The following is a 21,423-nucleotide window of genomic DNA, read 5'->3' as shown; positions in this document are numbered from 1 at the left end:
GAACAGCGGGGACGATTTCGGCCCACCCATATCCATTTGAAGCCGCCTCCCTATATTGGCGCCTGATCCCCGAATCAGGCAGCTCATGCGCGTATTCAGCGTTCCCCTCTCAGTTCCGTTCCTGCGCACGATCGTCGCGAGCCTGCTCGACGGCCGGCTGGTCGAGGGATTCGAGGCGCGCAAGGAACCGGCGCGGCTGGCGGACGCCACGCTGTACTTGCCGACACGGCGTGCCATGCGCGTGGTGCGCGAGATCTTCCTTGAGGAAATGAGGACGGATGCCGTGGTGCTGCCGCGCATCGTTGCGCTCGGCGACATCGACGAGGACGAGCTCGCTTTCGCCGAGGAAGGCGAGCAGTTTTCCGGCGCGACGCCGCTCGAGATTCCGCCGCGGCTCGGCGAGCTGGAACGGCGGCTGACCCTGGCACAGCTGGTCGCGGCCTGGGCCAAGGGCCCGGTGCTGGCGCCGCTGGTGGTCGGCGGCCCCGCCTCGACGCTGGCGCTCGCCGGCGACCTCGCACGCCTGATCGACGACATGGTGACGCGCGGCGTCGACTGGGGCAAGCTCGACGGCCTCGTGCCTGACATGCTCGACCGTTACTGGCAGCACTCGCTTGATTTTCTGCGCATCGCGCGCATCGCCTGGCCCGCTCATCTCGCCGAGATCAACCGGATCGAGCCGGCCGCACGGCGCGATCTGCTGATCGCGGCGGAAGCCAAGCGGCTGACCGCGCATCCGCATGGCCCCGTGATTGCGGCGGGCTCGACCGGCTCGATGCCGGCCACCGCAAAATTTTTGCACGCGGTCGCCGCGCTGCCGCATGGTGCGGTTGTGCTGCCGGGGCTCGACACTGACCTGGACGACGATGCCTGGCGGATCATCGGCGGCAGCAGGGACCTGCTGGGCATCACCGAGAATCCCACCTCGAACCATCCGCAATATGCGATGCACGGGCTGCTCGAGCGCTTCGGCATCAAGCGCGGCGACGTCGAGATCCTGGAGCCGGCTGCACCGCATGGGCGCGATCTCCTTGCTTCCGAATCGATGCGGCCGTCCAGCGCAACCGAGAAATGGCATGACCGGCTGAAGCAGCCCGATGTGGCCGCGAGGATATCAGGCGGCATGAAGAACCTCGCCGTGGTCGAGGCGCCCAATCCGGAGATGGAGGCGCTCGCGATAGCCATTGCGATGCGCGAGGCGCGGCATCTGGACAAATCGGCGGCGCTGGTGACGCCCGATCGTGCGCTGGCGCGGCGGGTGATGGCCGCGCTGACGCGATGGGATCTCGCCTTCGATGATTCCGGCGGCGACGTGCTGATGGAAACCGCAGCCGGCGTGTTCGCGCGCCTTGTGGCTGAGGCCGCGACCAGGGGCTTGGAGCCGCCGACGCTGCTGGCGATGCTGAAACACCCGCTCTGTCGCCTTGGCCGCGCGAGCGGCGCATGGAAGGCTGAGATCGAGGACCTCGAGCTTGCGGTGTTGCGCGGCACGCGCCCACCGGCGAGCACGGGCGGCCTGCTGCGCGAATTCAACCGCTTTCGCGAGGAGCTGGCAAAGCTCTGGCGCCATGAAATCTCTGCGCTGCACGCCGCCGAGCCGCGGGCGCGTCTCAAGGCGGAAGATCTCGATCGCGTCCAGGCGCTGATCGAGGCGTTGCAGAGAGCCCTGGCCCCGATCGAAAGCCTGGCCTCGTCAAAACCGTTCGACTTTGCCGAGCTTGCGCATCGCCATCGCGAGATCATCATCGAGCTGTCGCGCGACGAGCAGGGCATTCCGCTTGCCTTCGAGGAGCGCGAAGGCCTCGCGCTCGCCGGCGCCTTCGACGATCTCCTGCGCGGCGGCACCACCAGCGGGCTGATGGTGCCGCTGCCTGACTATGCCGACGTGTTCCAGACGGCGTTCAGCGATCGCGCCGTGCGACGGCGTGACAAGCCCGGCGCACGCCTGCAGATCTACGGCCCGCTGGAATCGCGGCTGATGCAGGCCGACCGCGTCATCATCGGCGGACTCATTGAGGGCGTGTGGCCGCCGGCGCCGCGGATCGATCCCTGGCTTAGCCGGCCGATGCGGCACGAGCTCGGTCTCGATCTGCCGGAGCGGCGTATCGGCCTCTCCGCGCACGATTTTGCGCAACTGCTCGGCGGCGATGAGGTCATCCTCACCCATTCCGCCAAGGCCGGCGGCGCGCCGGCCGTCGCCTCGCGCTTCCTGCACCGGCTGGAAGCGGTTGCGGGCGCCGAGCTCTGGAAGGCGGCTGTCCGCGCCGGCGAGAAATACGTGCAGTTTGCAGGCGCGCTCGACCGGCCCGCCGAGGTCAAGCCGATCAAGCAGCCCGAGCCGCGCCCGCCGCGCGCGACGCGGCCGCTGAAAATGTCCGTCACCGCGATCGAGGACTGGCTGCGCGATCCCTACACGATCTACGCCAAATATATCTTACGGCTCGATGCGCTCGATCCGGTCGACATGCCGCTGTCGGCAGCCGATCGGGGCTCGGCCATCCACGATGCGATCGGCGAGTTCACCGAGACCTATGCTGCACATCTGCCCGACGATCCCGCCCGCGTGTTGCGCGCGATCGGCGAAAGACATTTCGCGCTGCTGATGGAGCGGCCCGAGGCGCGCGCGCTGTGGTGGCCACGCTTCCAGCGCATCGCACGCTGGTTCGGCGAATGGGAGACGGCACGGCGCGATGCGATCGAGGCGATCACAGCGGAGACGCGCGGCGAGATCTCGATCCGGCTCGACAATGAGCGCAGCTTCCGCCTTTCCGCCCGCGCCGACCGCATCGAGCGGCGCCAGGGCGGCGGCTACGCCATCCTCGATTACAAGACCGGCCAGCCGCCAAGCGACAAGCAGGTCCGCTTAGGGCTGTCACCGCAACTGACACTGGAAGCCGCGATCCTGCGCGAGGGCGGTTTCCCCGATATCGATGCCGGTTCGTCGGTGAGTCAGCTCGTCTATGTGCGCCTGAGCGGCAACAATCCTGCCGGAGAAGAGCGCATCGTCCAGCTCAAGATAAACAAAGGTGACGAGCCGATTCCACCGGACACTGCTGCCGCCGACGCAAGAGCCAAACTGGAGGCGCTGATCCGCGCCTTCGACGACGACAACCAGCCCTACACCTCGCTGAACCTGCCGATGTGGACCAACCGCTACGGCGCCTATGACGACCTCGCCCGGATCAAGGAATGGTCCGCGGCCGGCGGCCTGGGGATCGAGGAATGGTGAAGCTTCCGCGCCCCATCCCCGACGAAGTGCGCGCACGACAGGCGCGTGCGTCCGACCCGACCGCGTCGGCCTTCGTGTCGGCCAATGCCGGCTCGGGCAAGACGCATGTGCTGGTGCAGCGCGTGATCCGCCTCTTGCTGTCAGGCGTGCCGCCGGAAAAGATCCTCTGCATCACCTTCACCAAGGCCGCGGCCGCCAACATGGCCGAGCGCGTGTTCACCACGCTTGGACATTGGGTGACGCTTGACGATACCGGGCTCGATGCCGCGATCCGCGCCGTCGGCATCCCGCATCCCAGCGCAAAGCTGCGGCGGGAGGCGCGAAAGCTGTTCGCCTGTGCGCTGGAGACGCCGGGCGGGCTGAAGGTGCAGACCATCCACGCGCTCTGCACCCGCCTGCTCCAGCAATTCCCGTTCGAGGCCAACGTGCCGGCGCGCTTTGCTGTGATGGACGACCGCGACCAGACCGATATGATGGAGCGCGCCAATCTGAAGGTGTTTCTGGAGGCCGCGCGCGATCCTGACAGCGTCACCGGCCGCGCGCTGCTGACTGCGATGGCAAACGCCGCCGACGTCACCTTCAAGGAGGTCGTGCGCGAGGCGTGCCTGAGCCGCGATCACTTCATGGCCTGGACCGATGAGGCCGGCAATGCCGGGGCTGCCGCCGAACAGATGGCCGCTGTGCTGGGCGTGGATGCGAGCGACGGCATCGAGGACGTCGAGACCGAGATCCTCGACGGCCCGTTCCTGCCGCGGGTGCGCTGGGACGACATCGCCTTCGCGCTCGAGGACGGCAGCAAATCCGACAACGATCAGGCGAGCCGGCTCCGCGAGGCCAAGGCGTTTTCCGGCGCCGCGCAGGTCGATGCTTATCTGTCCGTCTTCCTCACCGACGACAAGCTGCCGCGCAAGGCGGTGCTGACCAAGAAATTCGGCGAGCACAATCCCTCCGTCGCGCGCCTGTTCGAGAACGAGGCGTCCCGCCTGTTTGGATTGATCGAGAAGCGCCGCGCGGTGACCATGCGCGACCGCACCGCGGCTCTGCTGCATATCGCGACCGCAGCCGCTGCGAACTACCGCCGCGAGAAGCAGGAGCGCGGCCTGCTCGACTATGACGATCTCATCGACAAGACTCTGGCGATGCTCGACCGCATCTCCTCGGGCTGGGTGCACTACAAGCTCGACCGCGGCGTCGATCACGTGCTGATCGACGAGGCCCAGGACACCAGCCCGCGGCAATGGGACATTGTCGCGCATATCATCTCCGAGTTCACGGCCGGCGAGGGCGCGCGCGAAGGCTTGAACCGCACGGTGTTCGCCGTCGGCGACGAGAAGCAGTCGATCTTCTCGTTCCAGGGCGCGGCGCCCCACGAGTTCGACGCGCGACGGCGCGAGCTGCACCGCAAGTTCACCGCGGCCGGGTTGAAATTCGATCCCGTGGCTTTCACTTATTCGTTCCGCTCGGGCGCCGCGATCCTGCACTCGGTCGACCACGTCTTCCGCGATCCCGCGATCTACAAGAGCATCCATTCCGTCGAGATCGGTCATCCCCTGCACAACGCGCTGGCCGATGCCGGCCCGAGCGTGATCGAGCTGTGGGATCTTGCCGAGGCGGACGACCGACAGGAGATCGAGGGCTGGCGCGCGCCGTTCGACGGCGTCGCCGTGACCAGCCCCGAGGTCAAGCTCGCACGGCGCATTCAGGCCGAGATCAAGCGGCTGGTCGAGAGCGGCACGCTGACGGGCCACGAGAACGAGCGACGCCCCTTGCGCTATGGTGACATGCTGATTCTTGTACGCCGGCGCGGCAATGCGTTCGACGCGGTGATCCAGGCGCTGAAGCACGCCGGCATTCCCGTCGCCGGTGCCGACCGACTGAAGCTGACCGAGCACATCGCGATCATCGATCTGATGAACCTGGCGGATGCGCTGCTGCTGCCGCAGGACGATCTGGCGCTGGCTGTGGCGCTGAAGAGTCCGCTGTTCGGCCTCGACGACGACGACCTGTTTCAGTTGGCCCATGGCCGCAAGGGATCGCTGCGTCGCGCGCTGGGCGAGCATGCGGCTGGAAACGAGAAATTCGCGACCGTGCTGCGGCGCCTGGAGGCCTGCGAGATGCGCGCGCGCGAGGAGACGCCGTTCGCCTTCTACGCCTGGCTGCTCGGCGGCGACGGCGGCCGCGCGCGCATCCTGCGCCGGCTCGGGCATGAAGCGAATGACGCGCTCGACGAATTTCTGGAGCTGGCGCTGAATTGCGAGCGCAAGGCACCTGCCTCGCTGCAAGGTTTTATGGCCTGGCTGCGCTCCGCCGATACCGAAGTGAAGCGCGACATGGAGATCACGCGCGACGAGGTGCGGGTGATGACCGTGCACGGCGCCAAGGGCCTCGAGGCCTCGGTCGTGTTCATGGTCGATACCACGTCGTCGCCCGCGGACTCGCAGCGGGTCCGGCTGATCAACGTGCCGCGCGGCAATGGCGGCGAGGTGGTGGTGTGGGCCGGGCGCAAGGCCGACGACCCAAAACCCGTCGCCGAGGCGCGCAAGGCAATGCTGGAGGAGACCGAGGACGAATATCGCCGCCTGCTCTATGTCGCGATGACGCGCGCGGCCGACCGGCTGATCGTCGGCGGCTGCATGCCCGGCAATATGCGGACGGTCCGCAAGCTGAGCTGGTACGACCTGATCGACACCGGTCTATCCTCCTCGGGTCTCGACAAGCAGACGATCGAGACACCGCTCGGCAAGGTGACCCGATTCGCGCGTGCCGAGGATGTTGCGGCGCTGGGCACACCGGCCGCAGCCGTGGACCAGACCATCACGCTGCCGGACTGGCTGCGCACGCCAGCGCCGCGCGAGACACTCGACGACGATCCGGTTCGCCCGTCCGGCCAGCCGGCCGAGGAAGGCCGCGCGGTCCGGTCAGGCGAATCAGTCCAGTCCCGCGCCCTGGCGCTGCAGCGCGGCACGCTGGTGCACCGGTTGCTGCAGTCGCTGCCTGACATCGCCGCCGAGCGCCGGCGCGAGGCCGCGCTCGGCTTCATGGCGCGCAATGCGGCCGACTGGACCGAGGCTGACCGCATCGTTTTGGCCGACAAGGTGCTCGCCTTGATCGCCGAGCCGCGATTCGCGCCGGTCTTTGCCGCGGGCAGCCGGGCGGAGGCCGCCATCGTCGGCAAGCTCGACCGACCGGGACGGCGGCCGGCGCTGGTGTCTGGGCAGATCGACCGGCTGGTGGTGACCCCATCAGAGGTTCTGATCGTCGATTTCAAGACCAACCAGACGGCGCCCAGGAGCGCCGCTGATGCCCCCGCCGCCTATGTCAGGCAGCTCGCGCTCTACCGGGCGGTGCTATCGCGGCTTTATCCCCAAAAGCCCATCCGCGCGGTCCTGCTCTGGACCGAGGCCCTTGAATATATGGAGATTTCGGCCCCCGCGCTGGACGCGGCGCTGGCATCCCTTCATCTCAGTGTGAGCGTCCTTGACCCGGCAAGGGGCCGTTCATAGGTTGGCACCATGATCCCGGGCGCGATTCCATGTCGCGCCGATTCTCTTTCAACCGAGTGAGGTACTCCAATGGCCGTTGGCAAGGTTTCCGATACCGATTTCGAAGCCGAAGTGCTCAAGGCGAACGGCCCCGTCGTCGTCGATTTCTGGGCCGAGTGGTGCGGCCCCTGCCGCATGATCGCACCCGCCCTCGACGAGATCGCCGGCGCGATGGGTGACAAGGTCAAGATCGTGAAGCTCAACGTCGACGAAAGCCCGAAGACCGCGTCGAAGTATGGCGTGATGTCGATCCCGACCCTGATGATCTTCAAGGGCGGCGAGATGGCCTCCCGCCAGGTCGGCGCTGCGCCGAAGGCGAAACTGCAGCAGTGGATCACCTCCGCGGTCTGATCCACGTCGCAGCGCGATGATTTTCCACAACGGCCGGCGCTTCGTCGGCCGTTTTATTTGCTATCTGCCTCAGTGCGCTCATTGCCTTCGATGAGCGCCTGAAACATCGCAACCAGCCGCTTGGTATCGGAGCCCAGTGGCGCAAAGAACGCAGCGTCGGCCTCCTCGACCGCCACGACCGCCTTGCGGGCAAGATCACGACCCGCCTTGGTGACCGAAATGGCCTTGGCGCGCGGATCCTCGGGATGATCGACCCGCTGGATCAGCTGCGCCGCTTCCAGCGCCCGCAGCACCTGCGACGTGGTCATTGGATCGACGCCGCAAAGTTGTGCGAGCCGCGCCTGGGTCAGCGTCTCGGACGTGGCGAACCACGTCGCCGTTGCCAGCAGCACGAATTGCGAATGGGTGAGCTCGTAGGGCTGAAGCGCCGCTCGCTGCCGCCGCTGCCACGCGTTCGAGATCTTCCAGAGCAGGAAGCCCGGGCTTTCGGCGGGGCCTGACAGACGTGTCGGAAGCGGCGGCTTCGTCATTGCGCTCCTCCGGCCAGTTTGGACAGGCTCGCGAGCACCTCGGGGAAATCGGCGGAAACGGCCGGGCCGATCTCGGCGGCCTGCGGCCCGCGGGCGTCGACCGCGTAAACGATACGCGTCCGCGCCGGGCCAAGCGGCTCGATGCGATGGGCGACGAGGATGGTGAGATCGCCCACCCGCGTTTCATCGACAAAGCAGACATTCTCGCGCACGTCGATCAGTTGCGAGCGCAGCGCCTCCTCGCCGGGCGGCTTCATGGTGAACCAGGTGCCTGATGCAAACGGCCCGTCGATGTCGATCTGCTCGATGCCTGCATTCCAGTTTTTCCAGCCGGAGACATTGCGAAAGATGCTCCAGATCGCCTCAGGAGAGGCCGTCGTCTCGATCGCGTATTCCGTCTGCCAGGTTGCTTCGTCGCTCATGGAATGACCTCCCTCAGTATGTACGCTTATAATAAGCGCGCATACTATCTGAGTCAACCCCATGACCCGATGAAGCCGTCTACTTGATCCACCCCGTCGCCAGTGCGTTCGCCAACTCCGGCTGATTGTTGCGGCGGGCGAGTGCGGCCATCGCTTCATGGTCGTAGGCGATCTGGCGAAAGGTCACCTGCCAGGCACCATCAATGAATTCGAGGATCGCGTAACGCGCGTGCGGCGTGCCGGCTTCGACGACGTGCGGGAACGGATGCTTGTCGCGATAGCCGGGGCTGCCGACGCTGCCAGGATTGACGATCAGCCTGTTGTCGCGAAGCCGTACGGCGCGGGCAAGATGGGTGTGGCCGCAGAGGATCAGCGACTGCGTGATTCCTTGCGCGAACTGCTCGATGCGATCGAGCGGCGACAGCGCGACGATACCGTCGGGATGGACGGTGTCGAGCCAGTAGATTTCATCATCCTCGGGGGTGGCGTGGCAGAGGAAGACCTGATCCCGAAACACGCGCGTCATCGGCTGCGCTTGGAGCCAATCAAGCTGCGCCGTGTTGAGCTGCGCGTGCGCAGGACGGTCCCACGAGCCCATCTTTTCCGGGGGACGGTCGAGCAGATAGCGGTCGTGATTGCCGAGCACATGCACGGCGTCGATTGGCATCAGGATCTCGATGGTACGGCGCGCATCGAGCGGGCCGCTCAGCATGTCGCCGAGATTGACGATGTCGGTGATCCCAAACGCGTGGATGTCAGCGAGCACCGCTTCCAGCGCGAGGTAGTTTCCGTGGACGTCGGCAATCGCGGCAAAACGCATCGCGCTCCCAATCTCTTATCGAAGACAAGACATCTATGCAGGAGGCGTGCCGTTGAGGCCGAGCACGTGACCGGCGAGATAGAGCGAGCCCGTGATCAGGATGCGCGGCGGCACCTCGTAGGCGAGCTTCGACAGCGAACGCAGCGCGGCCTGCGTGCCGGGCGCGATCTCGACACGCATGCCGAGGCTGCGGACGGCGTCCGCGAGGCGATCGACCGGCATCGCATTCTCGGTGTCGGGAATCGGCACCGCGATGATGTGACGGGTGAGGCCGGCGAAATTGGCCAGAAACGCCTTCGCGTCCTTGTTGGCCATCATGCCTGCGATGACGACCAGCGGCCGCGACACACGTTCCTCGAGATCGCCGAGCGCGGCGGCGGCGACGCGACCGCCCTCGGCATTGTGCCCGCCATCAAGCCAGATCTCGCTGCCCTGCGGTCCGAGAGCGAGCAGCTCGCCCGAGGTGAGGCGCTGCATCCGCGCCGGCCATTCAGCACCGACGATGCCGGCCTCGAATGCCGCCTGGTTGACCCTGAAGGTCTGGATCGCACGCAGCGTCGCAATGGCAAGGCCGGCATTGTCGAACTGATGGCGGCCGAACAGGCGCGGCGCGGCGAGATCCATCAGGCCGCGCTCGTCGGAATAGACCAGGCGGCCATGCTCCACATTGACGTGCCAGCTCTCGTTCGCGGCGAACAGCGGCGCCCGCATCTGCTTGGCCTGCGCCTCGATCACGGCCATCGCCTCGCCCGCCTGCTCGGCGCAAATCACCGGCACGCCGCGCTTGATGATCGCGGCCTTCTCGGCGGCAATCGAGCCCAGCGTGTTGCCGAGGAAATCCATGTGGTCCATGCTGACAGGCGTGATCACGCAGGCCGCGGGCGTATCGACCACATTGGTCGAATCGAGCCGGCCGCCGAGGCCGACTTCGAGCAGCACCGCATCGGCAGGATTTTGCGCGAACAACAGGAATGCGGCCGCGGTCTTCAGCTCGAAGACCGTCGCGGGCTCGCCCGCATTGACGAGCTCGACCTGTTCCAGCGCTGCGCGCAATTCATCGTCGGAGACGAGCACGCCGCCGCCGACGCGACCAAGGCGGAAGCATTCGTTGATGCGGACGAGATAGGGCGAGGTATAGGCATGGACCCGCAGGCCCGCTGCCTCCAGCGTGGCGCGCAGATATGCCACCGTCGAGCCCTTGCCGTTGGTGCCGGCGACATGGATCACCGGCGGCAGCTTGCGTTCGGGGTGGCCAAGCCGCTCGAGCAGGCGATGCATCCGCTCGAGCCCGAGATCGATGCGCTTCTGATGCAGGGCCGACAGCCGCCCGATCAACGCATCGAGCGACGCCTTCGCGCTGTCGGGGGACGCGTTCACGCGTGGGGCGCAGCTGGCGCTGTCTCGGCGGCCGATACGATCTGCGCCGGGCTGACGACGGGCTGCGTCGGCTTGGACGCGTTCTCCTGCGCCGGCGCCTTGGTCAGCAGGCGGCACAGCCGCGCCAGCGTCGGTCGCAGCTCGTGGCGATGCACGACCATGTCGACCATGCCGTGCTCCTTCAGATATTCGGCGCGCTGGAAACCTTCCGGCAGCTTTTCGCGGATGGTCTGCTCGATCACGCGCGCGCCGGCAAAGCCGATCAGTGCGCCGGGCTCGGCGATCTGCACGTCGCCGAGCATCGCATAAGATGCGGTGACGCCGCCGGTGGTCGGATTGGTCAGCACGACGATATAGGGCAGCTTGGCTTCGCGCAGCATCTGCACCGCAACCGTGGTGCGCGGCATCTGCATCAGCGACAAGATGCCTTCCTGCATGCGCGCGCCGCCGGATGCGGCGAACACGATGAAGGGCGACTTCTTCTCGACCGCGAGCTCGAGCCCGCGCACGATGGCTTCGCCCGCGGCCATGCCGAGCGAGCCGCCCATGAAATCGAAATCCTGCACGGCGACGACGACGCCGGCGCCTTCGAGCTTGCCGTAGCCGACCTTGATCGCGTCATTCAGATTGGTGCGCGCCCGCGCATCCTTGATGCGGTCGACGTACTTCTTCTCATCGCGAAACTTGAGCGGATCCGGCGTGACGTCAGGCAGAGCGACGTCGAACCAGGTCTCATTGTCGAAGATCGACTTCAGCCGCGCCACCGCGCCCATGCGCATGTGGTAGTTCGAGCCGGGAATGACGAACTGGTTGGCCTCGACGTCCTTGTAAAACACGAGCTGTCCGGAATCCGGGCACTTGATCCAGAGATTCTCCGGCGTCTCCCGCCGCAGCATGTTGCGGATCTTCGGCCGGACCACATTGGTAAGCCAGTTCATGGTTTGCTCCGATGTGCGAGCCCGCAGGGGATCGCCTGACGAGATATATGGCGGCCGGGCCTTTGCCCGGCAAGCTGCCGTGTCGCCCGCTTGGAAAGCGGAATTAAGGCCTATTCGGCCGCCTGCTTGGCGCCCTTGACGCCCTGGGCCAGGGCGGCGGCGAGCTCAGCCACGGCGTTAACGGTTTTGGCGGTCGCGCGGCCCTCGGAATCGAGACTGTTCTTGAGCGCGTCGACCAGCGCGGTGCCGACCACCGAACCATCGGCCTTCTCGGCAATGGCGCGCGCCGCCTCCGGCGTGCGGATGCCGAAGCCGACGCAGATCGGCAGCGCGGTATGCCGCTTGATGCGCGCGACTGCTTGGCCGACGGCATTCGCATCCGCCGCCGCCGCACCGGTGATGCCGGCGATGGAGACGTAATAGACAAAGCCCGACGTGTTCGTGAGTACCGCAGGCAGGCGCTTGTCGTCGGTGGTCGGCGTCGCCAGGCGAATGAAATTCAGGCCCGCCTTCAGCGCGGGAATGCAGAGCTCGTCGTCTTCCTCCGGCGGCAGATCGACGATGATCAGGCCGTCGACGCCTGACGTCTTGGCATCAGCCAGAAACTTGTCGACGCCGTAGATGTAGATCGGATTGTAATAGCCCATCAGCACCAAAGGCGTGATGTTGTCGTCCTTGCGGAAGCCGCGCACCAGCTCCAGCGTCTTCTTCAAGGTCGTGCCACCCTTGAGCGCGCGCAGACCGGCCGCCTGAATCGAGGGACCATCCGCCATCGGATCGGTGAAGGGAATGCCGAGCTCGATGACGTCGGCGCCTGCCTTCGGCAGCGCCTTGACGATCTCGAGCGACGTCGTGAGATCGGGATCGCCGGCCATCACATAGGTGACGAAGGCCGAGCGGCCCTGCTTCTTCAGCTCGGCGAAACGGGTGTCGATACGCGTGGTCATGATTCGGCGGCCGCTGTGCTATACCTCTCCCCTCCGGGGAGAGGTCGGCTGCGAAGCAGCCGGGTGAGGGGGATGGAGAGGTTCAAGTCGAGAGCACGAAGGCTCCGCGAGTCGCAGACAAGTGCCGAAGCAAAGCTTTGGCAGGCGCTGCGCAACCGGCAGCTTGCCCGTTGGAAGTTTCGCCGCCAGCATCCTGTTGATCGATACGTCGTCGACTTCGTGACGCTGGATGGAAAGCTCATCATCGAAGTTGACGGCGTCACGCATTCCAGCCCGACCGAGATCGAACGAGACAAGGCCAGAACCGAAGTCCTTGAAGCCTGCGGTTTCCTCGTCCTCCGAGTCTCGAACACGGACGTGTACGAGAATATTGAGGGCGTGCTTGAACTGATCGAAACCTCATTGAGGTTCGAGTGAGTGGAGAGACCCCTCACCCGGCTGCTTCGCAGCCGACCTCTCCCCGACGGGGAGAGGTGAAGAGAGTGCGACACGCGCCTCACTTGCTCTTGCCCTTCAGGATGTCGCCGACCTGCGGGACGTCCTTGTCGCCGCGGCCGGAGAGATTGACGACCATCAGGTGGTCTTTGGGCCGCTTCGGCGCGAGCTCCATCACCTTGGCGATGGCGTGCGCGGGCTCGAGCGCGGGAATGATGCCTTCGAGCTTGGAGAGCAGCTGGAACGCGGCGAGCGCCTCGTCATCGGTCGCGGAGAGATAATTGACGCGGCCGATCTCGTGCAGCCAGGAATGCTCGGGGCCGATGCCGGGATAGTCGAGGCCGGCCGAGATCGAATGCGCGTCCTGGATCTGGCCGTCGGCATCCATCAGCAAATAAGTGCGATTGCCATGGAGCACGCCGGGACGGCCGCCCGCGATCGAGGCCGCATGCAATTGCGTGAGCCCGTGGCCCGCGGCTTCGACGCCGAAGATTTCGACAGAGGGATCGTCGAGGAAGGGATGGAACAGGCCCATCGCGTTCGAGCCGCCGCCGATGCAGGCGACCAGCGAATCCGGCAGGCGTCCTTCGACCTCCTGCATTTGCGCTTTCGTCTCGTTGCCGATGATCGACTGGAAGTCGCGCACCAGCATCGGATAGGGATGCGGGCCCGCGACCGTGCCGATGCAATAGAAGGTGTTGTGCACGTTGGTGACCCAGTCGCGCAGCGCCTCGTTCATCGCATCCTTCAGCGTGCGCGTTCCGGACTGGACCGGCATCACCTTTGCGCCCAGCATCTCCATGCGGATCACGTTGGGCTGTTGCCGCTCGACGTCGACGGCGCCCATATAGACCACGCATTCCAGGCCAAAGCGCGCGCACAGCGTCGCGGTGGCGACACCGTGCTGGCCGGCGCCGGTCTCGGCGATGATGCGCTTCTTGCCCATGCGCCGCGCCAGCATGATCTGGCCGAGCACATTGTTCACCTTGTGCGAGCCGGTGTGGTTGAGCTCTTCGCGCTTGAGGTAGATCTTGGCACCGCCGAGATGTTCGGTGAGGCGCTCGGCGAAATACAGCGGCGAGGGCCGGCCGACATAGTTCTTGAGGTAGCCGTTCATCTCGGCCTGGAAGGCCGGATCGGCTTTGGCCGCGGTGTAGGCCTTCTCCAGGTCGAGGATCAGCGGCATCAGGGTTTCGGCGACGAAGCGTCCGCCGAAAATGCCGAAATGGCCGCGCTCGTCGGGTCCGCTGCGATAGGAATTTGGTTTGGCGATGTTCATCGAACGCTCAACTCTTGAGTGGCGCGCGCGGCGCGAATGAAGGCCTTGATCAGCTCCGGGTCTTTCACACCGGGAGTGCTCTCGACACCGGAGGACACGTCGACGCCGCCGGCGCGGGTGACGCGGAGGGCTTCCGCGAGGTTTTGAGTATGGAGGCCGCCCGAAACCATATACGGCAGATCAAGCTCCAGGTTTTCCAACAAGTGCCAGTCGAAGGGGGCACCGAGGCCGCCGGGCCGGGTCGCATCCTTCGGGGCACGGGCGTCGAACAGGATGCGGTCGGCGACTGCGGCATAGCCGGGCAGCACGGCGAGATCGGCTGCGGTCGCGACCGGCACCGCCTTCATCACCGGGCGGCCGAACTTCTGTTTGATGTCGCGCAAGCGCGCCACGCTCTCATGGCCGTGGAGCTGGAAGATATCAGGCGACAGCGCATCCATGATGTTGTCGAGCGTGGCATCGTCGGCATCGACGGTCAGCGCCACCTTGAGCGCGCGGCTTTTCACCTGCCGGCCGAGCTCGCGCCCCGTCTCCAGCGAAACGTGCCGCGGCGAGGGCGGAAAGAACACGAACCCCACCATGTCGGCGCCCGCGTCGAGCGCCGTTTGAAGCGTCTCGCGCGTGGACAGGCCGCAGATTTTGACGAGCAGGGACATGGTCTCAAAGCAAATTGAGGCCGCAAGTGGCGGCCGGGAAACGGGCTTTTCAGTTGGGGCCGCTTCTACAACGTCGCGCGCTGCTTGTCTCGCCCGATGGCCCCGTAAAGGCCTACCCCAGAGGGAACGGGGAGGCGCTGGGCCCCCGGCTTCGACGCGGCCGCCTGGGCCTGCAGCCCGGCCAATTCGCCCCTCGCGGCCCGGGCATCCGCCTCATGCCGGCGTGCGGCGCGGCGCCAGTGCCGCTGGCCGAACCAGACCGCGCAGCCGCCGACCACGACACCCAGCGCGGCCGTCAGGATCAGCAGCAGGAACAACGGAATGTCGCGCGACAGCGCCGGATCCTTCGCCATGAATGGATCGAAGGAGACGGTGACGTCATGCCGGTTGGCAGCCGCAAAGGTCACCAAGATCAGGACCAGCGGAGTCACGAACAGCCAGGTCAGAAATTTTCGCATCGGGTGTCGCTCGCCTTGAATCACCTGCCGCCGCATCGAACGGCGGTTCGGCTAAGCCCGGACGACAAACTTAATCGGGCGCGCCCGGATCCGGATGGTCGCGGTTGAGCCGCTCACGCATTTCCTTGCCGGTCTTGAAGAACGGAACGCTCTTCTGATCGACGGGGACATGGGCGCCGGTGCGCGGATTGCGGCCGGCGCGGGCGGGGCGATGCTTGACCGAGAAAGCGCCGAAGCCGCGCAGCTCGACGCGGTCACCGCGTGCGAGTGCCGCTACGATCTCTTCGAGAATCGCATTCACAATGTTCTCGACATCCCGCTGGTACAGATGCGGGTTGTGCTCGGCGATACGCTGAACAAGTTCGGATTTGATCATCGAGAGATAGGACCCGGAAGCGTGCGGATGACCATTTCCGTGAAAATGCCTTGATCTGTCAAGACGCTAAATGAAGGTTGAGCGTCGTGAAAATGCGTGACATTTGCCGAAAAAGCGGGCTGCAAGGCTACCCGCCTGACGGGAAAAAGGTCCGGAACTCGCGTTGTTCCTTCAGTTTCAGGTCAATTCGACGCAGCCGGTTGCCACAGGGCCAGCATTCCATCCAATCCGGCACGGTCGACCGCCTGCGCCAGGCCAATTTGCTCGATCTGATGCGCAATCGCGCTGAATCCAAGCGCTTCCAGCGTTACTGAGGCCGCCGTCTTGAGGAACGTCAGGTCGCCGAAGCGGGGCTCGAGCTTGTAATCGCGCACCGAAAGACCCTTCTTGACGCCCTTCTGCTCCTCGAGCCAGGCGACCGCAGTCTTCTCGTCGCCGAGCTGATCGATCAGCTTGAGATCGATCGCCTGGCGGCCGGTGAAGACGCGGCCATCGACGACTTTTTCGAGCTGCGTGTCATCCATGCCACGGCGCTGCTTCACCAGATCCTTGAACCAGGCATAGGAATCCTTCACCAGCGCATCCAGCGCGGCGCGCGCTTCCGGGCTGGTCGGCTCAAAACCGTTGGGCGCAGCCTTGAGAGGCGTGGACTTGACCTCCTCGACCTTGACGCCGACGGTCTTCAGCAGCTCCGAGAAGTTCGGAAACTGGAACAGCACGCCGATCGAGCCGACCAGCGAGCTCTGCTGGGCGATGATGTGATCGCTTGCGATCGCGGTGATGTAGCCGCCGGAGGCCGCAAGGCCTTCGACCACGACGACCAGCGGCTTCTTCGCCTTCAGACGCGTCAAGGAATCATAGAGCTGCTCGGAGCCGGCGGTGGTGCCGCCGGGCGAATTGATGTGAACGATCACGGCGGCGGCCTGCGAATTCTCCAGCCGCTCCAGCGCGTGCGTGCGCTCGGAATCGCTGCGGATCAGGCCATCGATCTCCACACGTGCGATTGAGCCTGCGGAGACGAAGCTGCCGCGCGCGCCGGGCGTTGCGATCAGCGCAAAGCCCGCGATCGCAGCGATCGCGATCAAAGCGGCCATCACGCGCCAGAACGTCAGCTTGCGGCGGATCCTGCGGCGATCGACGATGATGTCCGAATCGAGCGACATCGAGATATCTCCAAATGAAAGGCCGCTGACGTTGTGCCGTCACGACGTGACCATCAGCTTGTCTGGATACATCAATTGCGGCGCAATTTGAAGAAAACAAGGCCTCTGGCTGCGTAGCCCGGATGGAGCGGGCAACAAAAAAGCCCCGGCTTGCGCCGGGGCTTCGATGTCAGCGAAATCAGCGTTTCGCTTACTTGCTGTCGCGGTTCTTGAGCGCGGTGCCCAGGATGTCGCCGAGCGTCGCACCCGAATCCGAGGAGCCGTACTGCGCGATGGCTTCCTTCTCTTCGGCGACTTCGAGCGCCTTGATCGACACCTGGACCTTGCGGGCCTTCTTGTCGAACTGGATCACGCGGGCATCGACCTTCTCGCCGACGGCGAAGCGTTCGGCACGCTGGTCGTTGCGGTCACGCGCGAGCTCCGAGCGCTTGATGAAGGTCGAGAAGTCGGTACCGGCGATCTTCACCTCGATACCGCTTTCCTTCACTTCGAGCACTTCGCAGGTCACGACCGCGCCCTTCTTGACATCGCCCGGCTCGGCGAAGGGGTCGCCTTCGAGCTGCTTGATGCCGAGCGAGATACGCTCCTTCTCGACGTCCACATCGAGCACCACGGCCTTGACCATGTCGCCCTTCTTGTAGTTGTCGATCACCTGCTCGCCCGGAAGCTTCCAGTCGAGGTCGGAGAGATGGACCATGCCGTCGACGTCGCCCTCGAGGCCCAGGAACAGACCGAACTCGGTCTTGTTCTTGACTTCGCCCTCGACCACCGAACCGGTCGGGTGACCTTCGACGAAGACCTCCCAGGGGTTGCGCATGGTCTGCTTGAGGCCGAGCGAAATGCGGCGCTTGACGGAATCGACTTCCAGCACCTGCACGTCGACTTCCTGCGAGGTCGACACGATCTTGCCGGGGTGCATGTTCTTCTTGGTCCACGACATCTCGGAGACGTGGATCAGGCCTTCGATGCCCGGCTCGAGCTCGACGAACGCACCGTAGTCGGTGATGTTGGTGACACGGCCGGTGAAGCGGGCACCCAGCGGGTACTTGGCTTCGATGCCCTGCCACGGATCGTCCAGCAGCTGCTTCATGCCCAGCGAGATGCGGTGCGTCTCGTGGTTGATCTTGATGATCTTGACCTTCACGGTCTGGCCGATCGAGAGCACCTCGGTCGGGTGGTTGACGCGGCGCCACGCGATGTCGGTGACGTGCAGCAGGCCGTCGATGCCGCCGAGGTCAACGAACGCACCGTAATCGGTGATGTTCTTGACGACGCCGTCAATGACCTGACCCTCTTCGAGGTTCTGCACCAGCTCCTGACGCTGCTCGGCGCGGGTCTCTTCGAGAACCGTGCGGCGGGAGACGACGATGTTGCCGCGGCGGCGGTCCATCTTGAGGATCTGGAACGGCTGCGCGTTGTTCATCAGCGGCGCAACGTCGCGGATCGGACGGATGTCGACCTGCGAACGCGGCAGGAAGGCAACGGCACCGTCGAGGTCGACGGTGAAGCCGCCCTTGACCTGGTTGAAGATGACGCCCGTGACCTTCTCGTTGTTCTGGAACGCCTTCTCGAGCTTGCCCCAGCTCTCTTCGCGGCGCGCCTTGTCGCGCGACAGCACGGCTTCGCCGAGGGCGTTCTCGATGCGATCGAGGAACACCTCGACCTCGTCGCCAACCTTGATCTCGCTCTCACGGCCGGGGCCGGAAAATTCGCGCAGGGCCACGCGGCCCTCGGTCTTCAGGCCGACGTCGATGACGGCCATGTCCTTTTCAATTGCAACAACCTTGCCCTTGACGACCGAGCTCTCCTGCAGATTGCCACCTGCGAAGGACTCGTCGAGCATCGCGGCGAAATCGTCACGCGACGGGCTATAGGTATCAGCGGAAGTTGAAGCCATTTGTTCTCCAGTTGCGGATGTCTTGCCGGCCGTTGGGTTTTTGGGCGTATCGGACGCGCAGTGTCGGAAGGTCCACAAAACCTTCGAGCGACCGCTCGTTGCTCCGGTCCAAAGACCAGAACAGCGGAAGCGGGCCGGCTGGGCCCGCACGTTCGATACGTGGAAATCTTGTGTCCGGAGCCTGGATCGCGTCGGTCCCAGAGCAGGGACCGAGAGTATCGACCTCAAAGAGCGGGAGCGGGCGCTTCCTCCAATGACATCCGCGGCTTAACCCCGCGAACGGCCCGCTCGGACGGCCTCGATAATGTCGATGGCGGCCCGGACGCCGCCTTCTATATCCAGTTGGGAGTTATCAAGCAAGTAAGCATCTGCGGCCGGTTTTAAGGGCGCAATCGGCCGGTTCTTGTCCCGTTCGTCGCGCTGGATGATGTCGGCCAGCACGGCCGCCTCGTCTGCCTCCTCGCCCCGCGCCCGCGCCTCCATGGTGCGGCGGCGGGCCCGGACCCTGGGGTCGGCCACGACGAAGATCTTCACGTCGGCATCGGGGCAGATCACGGTTCCGATGTCCCGTCCGTCCAGCACCGCGCCGGGCGGATCGGCGGCGAATTGCCGCTGGAAGTTGACCAGGACCTCGCGAACCCTCGGGATGGCCGAGACGATGGACGCGCCCTCGCCCGCCTTCTGGGTCTTCAGGGCGGGATTGCCGAACCTTTCCGGATCGAGTTCCAGGGCGGCCTGCACCGCCGCGGTCTCGTCCCTGAGATCATGGCCGGACTCCATCAGGGCGTAGGCGACGGCGCGATAGATCACGCCGGTATCGAGATGACGGTAGCCATAGTGATGGGCAAGGCGCTTGCCCAGCGTGCCCTTGCCCGAAGCCGCGGGTCCGTCGATGGCGATAATCATGAAAACTCGGCCCCAAGGGAACGCATCATCGGAATGAAGTCAGGGAAACTTGTGGCAATGAAGGCGGTGTCGTCGACAGTCACCGGCTGGTCGGAGGCGCAGCCCATCACCAGCGCGGACATCGCGATGCGGTGGTCCATATGGGTGGCAACAGTACCGCCGCCGGGGACATGGCCGCGACCCTCGACGATCAGATCGTCGCCGGAGATGGTGACCTTCACGCCGTTGACGCGGAGCATCGCCGCCGTGGCCTCGAGCCGGTCGGATTCCTTGACGCGCAGCTCCTGCAGGCCCCGCATGATCGTGGTGCCTTCGGCAAACGACGCTGCCACTGCCAGCACCAGATATTCATCGATCATCGAAGGCGCGCGCTCCGGCGGCACCTCGACGCCGCGCAGCTTTGAGGCACGCACGCGCAAGCGCGCCATCGGCTCGCCGGCATCGCCGCGCACTTCGCTTTCCTCGATGGAGGCGCCCATTTCGCGCAGCGTCGTGAACAGGCCGGTGCGCAGCGGATTGGTCATGACATCGGAAAGAACGATGTCCGAGCCTTCGACAATCAATGCCGCGACGATCGGAAAGGCGGCTGACGAGGGATCAGCGGGCACGATGACGGTCGCGCCATGCAGTTCGGGCTGTCCAACCAGCGTGATGCGGCGGCCGTGAGCCCCCTCGGCGACCGAGGTGATGTCGGCGCCAAAATGCTTCAGCATCAGCTCGGTGTGGTCGCGGCTGGCCTCGCTCTCGATCACGGTGGTGATGCCCGGCGCGGCGAGGCCCGCCAGCAGCACCGCCGATTTGATCTGGGCCGAGGCGACCGGGGTCTTGTAGGTGATCGGCAGCGGATCGCGCGCGCCCTGGATGGTCAGCGGCAGGCGGCCGCCCTCGCCGCCAGAGACGACCTTGGCGCCCATCTTTTCGAGCGGATCGAGGATCCGGCGCATCGGGCGACTGCGCAGCGAGGCATCGCCGTCGAAAATCGCTGAAATCGGGCAACCGGCGACGGCGCCCATGACCAGCCGGCAGCCGGTACCGGAATTGCCGAAATCCAGCGCCGCCTTGGGCTGGGCGAAGCCGCCGACACCCACGCCGTTCACCTTCCAGGCGAAATCGCCGGTGCGCTCGACCTTGGCGCCGAGGGCCTGCATCGACTTGGCGGTGTTGAGGACGTCCTCGCCCTCGAGCAGGCCCGTAATGCGGGTCTCGCCGACCGCCAGCGCGCCCAGGATGAGGGCGCGGTGGGAGATCGACTTGTCCCCGGGCACCCGTACTTTTCCGGTCAGGGGACCGCTTGAGCTCGACTTCAGGGGTGTCGGCTTGTCGGAATGGGTCAAGATTGTGTCCTTGGATGCGCCTCGGAGGCTGGCGGGCACCTACCACATGGTCTCCCCGCCGTCACGAGCATGTCTTTCTCTCGTAATGCGCTATTGACAGCGGGCCGCCAACTAGCCAAGTGAAGCACCGCTTTTCAGACATTCCCAGGATTCCTCTGCCGTGGCCAAGTCCGAACTCGGAACCAAACGTATTTGCCCGACCACGGGCAAGAAGTTCTACGACCTCAACAAGAATCCGGTGATCTCGCCCTATACCGGCGAAGTTGTGCCGATCGCGCCTGTGGCGCCGGCCCGGATGCCTCGCGGCGCCGAAGCCCGTCACGCAGCAGCCGCCGATACCGCGCCGGAGCCGGCGGAGGTCGAGGAGGTCTCGCTGGAGGAGGCTGATGCCGAGGAGAACACCGGCAAGGTCAAGGCCGTCGTTCCCGAATCCGAGGACGATATCGAGGTCGACGAGACCCTCGACGACGACGATGACGATGATTCGACCTTCATTGCCGACGAAGAAGAGGGCGATGAGGACGTGACCGACATCATTGGCGATGTCGGAGGTGATGAAGAGACTTGAGATCAGTCCTGATCTGTGAAAAAGGGTGCACCGCGCGAGTCGAAAGGCTCGCCGGTCGGGAGTGATCCCCCAGGATCATCCCAAGGTTAAGGGGCCATAGCTCAGCTGGGAGAGCGCTTGCATGGCATGCAAGAGGTCGGCGGTTCGATCCCGCCTGGCTCCACCAGCCTTCGCTCGCTTCGCGAGCTTCGGCTC

General features: G+C 65.3%; 19 protein-coding genes and 1 tRNA gene. 6 read left to right on the top strand and 14 right to left on the bottom strand.

Translation table 11 applies throughout. The features are described 5' to 3' along the window. The first annotated feature begins 85 nt into the window (after positions 1-85). From addB to trxA, 3 genes are all read left to right on the top strand, one after another. Positions 86-3,229 carry a double-strand break repair protein AddB gene (gene addB, locus XI06_RS38430; protein ID WP_237871845.1) on the top strand — a complete coding sequence of 1,048 codons (3,144 nt, stop codon included), beginning with the start codon at positions 86-88 and terminating at the stop codon, positions 3,227-3,229. After that, entirely contained in the window at positions 3,223-6,732 is a 3,510-nt protein-coding gene (gene addA / locus XI06_RS38425; protein ID WP_271607706.1) for a double-strand break repair helicase AddA, read from the top strand. The genes addB and addA overlap by 7 nt, the downstream gene beginning before the upstream one ends. A gap of 69 nt (positions 6,733-6,801) precedes the next feature. Beyond that, positions 6,802-7,122 carry a thioredoxin gene (gene trxA / locus XI06_RS38420; RefSeq protein WP_007598398.1) on the top strand — a complete coding sequence of 107 codons (321 nt, stop codon included), beginning with the start codon at positions 6,802-6,804 and terminating at the stop codon, positions 7,120-7,122. A gap of 53 nt (positions 7,123-7,175) precedes the next feature. On the opposite strand, the gene XI06_RS38415 is transcribed toward trxA, so the two are convergent. The 6 genes from XI06_RS38415 to trpA form a co-directional block, all read right to left on the bottom strand. Then, positions 7,176-7,652 carry a MarR family winged helix-turn-helix transcriptional regulator gene (locus XI06_RS38415; RefSeq protein ID WP_237860701.1) on the bottom strand — a complete coding sequence of 159 codons (477 nt, stop codon included), beginning with the start codon at positions 7,650-7,652 and terminating at the stop codon, positions 7,176-7,178. Next, complete coding sequence (locus XI06_RS38410) at positions 7,649-8,074, bottom strand: SRPBCC family protein (RefSeq protein ID WP_237860703.1); 426 nt, start codon at positions 8,072-8,074, stop codon at positions 7,649-7,651. Before XI06_RS38410 ends, XI06_RS38415 begins: the two co-directional genes overlap by 4 nt. A gap of 79 nt (positions 8,075-8,153) precedes the next feature. After that, the gene (locus XI06_RS38405) at positions 8,154-8,894 is read right to left on the bottom strand and encodes a metallophosphoesterase family protein (RefSeq protein WP_271607705.1); all 741 of its coding nucleotides are present in this window, start codon (positions 8,892-8,894) and stop codon (positions 8,154-8,156) included. Positions 8,895-8,927: 33 nt separating this feature from the next. Beyond that, on the bottom strand, positions 8,928-10,271 hold the full coding sequence (locus XI06_RS38400; RefSeq protein ID WP_237860706.1) for a bifunctional folylpolyglutamate synthase/dihydrofolate synthase: 1,344 nt from the start codon (positions 10,269-10,271) through the stop codon (positions 8,928-8,930). After that, positions 10,268-11,209 (bottom strand): acetyl-CoA carboxylase, carboxyltransferase subunit beta, encoded by a 942-nt coding sequence (gene accD, locus XI06_RS38395; protein ID WP_237860709.1) that lies wholly within the window; start codon positions 11,207-11,209, stop codon positions 10,268-10,270. The genes XI06_RS38400 and accD overlap by 4 nt, the downstream gene beginning before the upstream one ends. Positions 11,210-11,319: 110 nt before the next feature. Continuing rightward, positions 11,320-12,156 (bottom strand): tryptophan synthase subunit alpha, encoded by an 837-nt coding sequence (trpA, locus tag XI06_RS38390; protein WP_237860711.1) that lies wholly within the window; start codon positions 12,154-12,156, stop codon positions 11,320-11,322. Positions 12,157-12,228: 72 nt separating this feature from the next. Here trpA and XI06_RS38385 point away from each other — a divergent pair, with 72 nt between their 5' ends. Next, complete coding sequence (locus XI06_RS38385) at positions 12,229-12,573, top strand: endonuclease domain-containing protein (RefSeq protein ID WP_237860713.1); 345 nt, start codon at positions 12,229-12,231, stop codon at positions 12,571-12,573. Positions 12,574-12,652: 79 nt separating this feature from the next. Here the strand turns inward: XI06_RS38385 and trpB are convergent, their stop codons facing one another. The 8 genes from trpB to aroA all read right to left on the bottom strand — a co-directional run bounded on the left by trpB (position 12,653) and on the right by aroA (position 20,660). Continuing rightward, positions 12,653-13,870, bottom strand: coding sequence for a tryptophan synthase subunit beta (trpB, locus tag XI06_RS38380; protein ID WP_237860715.1), 1,218 nt, complete (start codon positions 13,868-13,870; stop codon positions 12,653-12,655). Beyond that, positions 13,867-14,526 (bottom strand): phosphoribosylanthranilate isomerase, encoded by a 660-nt coding sequence (locus XI06_RS38375; protein WP_237860716.1) that lies wholly within the window; start codon positions 14,524-14,526, stop codon positions 13,867-13,869. Before XI06_RS38375 ends, trpB begins: the two co-directional genes overlap by 4 nt. Before the next feature lie 65 nt (positions 14,527-14,591). Then, positions 14,592-14,984, bottom strand: a complete 393-nt coding sequence (locus XI06_RS38370; protein ID WP_237860718.1) for a lipopolysaccharide assembly protein LapA domain-containing protein — start codon at positions 14,982-14,984, stop codon at positions 14,592-14,594. Positions 14,985-15,054: 70 nt separating this feature from the next. Further along, entirely contained in the window at positions 15,055-15,360 is a 306-nt protein-coding gene (locus XI06_RS38365; protein WP_007598410.1) for an integration host factor subunit beta, read from the bottom strand. A 182-nt stretch (positions 15,361-15,542) separates the two neighbouring features. Beyond that, positions 15,543-16,523: a signal peptide peptidase SppA gene (gene sppA / locus XI06_RS38360; protein WP_271607704.1), complete on the bottom strand. Its 981-nt coding sequence runs from the start codon at positions 16,521-16,523 to the stop codon at positions 15,543-15,545. Positions 16,524-16,713: 190 nt separating this feature from the next. Continuing rightward, positions 16,714-18,420, bottom strand: a complete 1,707-nt coding sequence (gene rpsA / locus XI06_RS38355) for a 30S ribosomal protein S1 (RefSeq protein ID WP_254127247.1) — start codon at positions 18,418-18,420, stop codon at positions 16,714-16,716. Positions 18,421-18,687: 267 nt separating this feature from the next. Then, positions 18,688-19,326: a (d)CMP kinase gene (gene cmk, locus XI06_RS38350; RefSeq protein WP_237860722.1), complete on the bottom strand. Its 639-nt coding sequence runs from the start codon at positions 19,324-19,326 to the stop codon at positions 18,688-18,690. Continuing rightward, entirely contained in the window at positions 19,323-20,660 is a 1,338-nt protein-coding gene (aroA, locus tag XI06_RS38345; RefSeq protein WP_271607703.1) for a 3-phosphoshikimate 1-carboxyvinyltransferase, read from the bottom strand. The genes cmk and aroA overlap by 4 nt, the downstream gene beginning before the upstream one ends. 160 nt (positions 20,661-20,820) lie before the next feature. On the opposite strand from aroA, the gene XI06_RS38340 reads away from it, so the two are divergent. Both XI06_RS38340 and XI06_RS38335 read left to right on the top strand, forming a co-directional pair. Continuing rightward, a complete protein-coding gene (locus XI06_RS38340; RefSeq protein ID WP_128959501.1) occupies positions 20,821-21,228 on the top strand; it encodes a TIGR02300 family protein in 408 nt (135 codons plus the stop codon). Between the two features lie 90 nt (positions 21,229-21,318). Further along, positions 21,319-21,394 (top strand) — tRNA-Ala (locus tag XI06_RS38335). The last annotated feature ends 29 nt before the right edge of the window (positions 21,395-21,423 follow it).

The sequence above is a fragment of the Bradyrhizobium sp. CCBAU 11434 genome, assembly GCF_028128895.1.
GTDB classification, from domain to species: Bacteria; Pseudomonadota; Alphaproteobacteria; order Rhizobiales; family Xanthobacteraceae; genus Bradyrhizobium; species Bradyrhizobium zhengyangense.
This window is presented reverse-complemented; position numbering and strand designations above follow the sequence as displayed.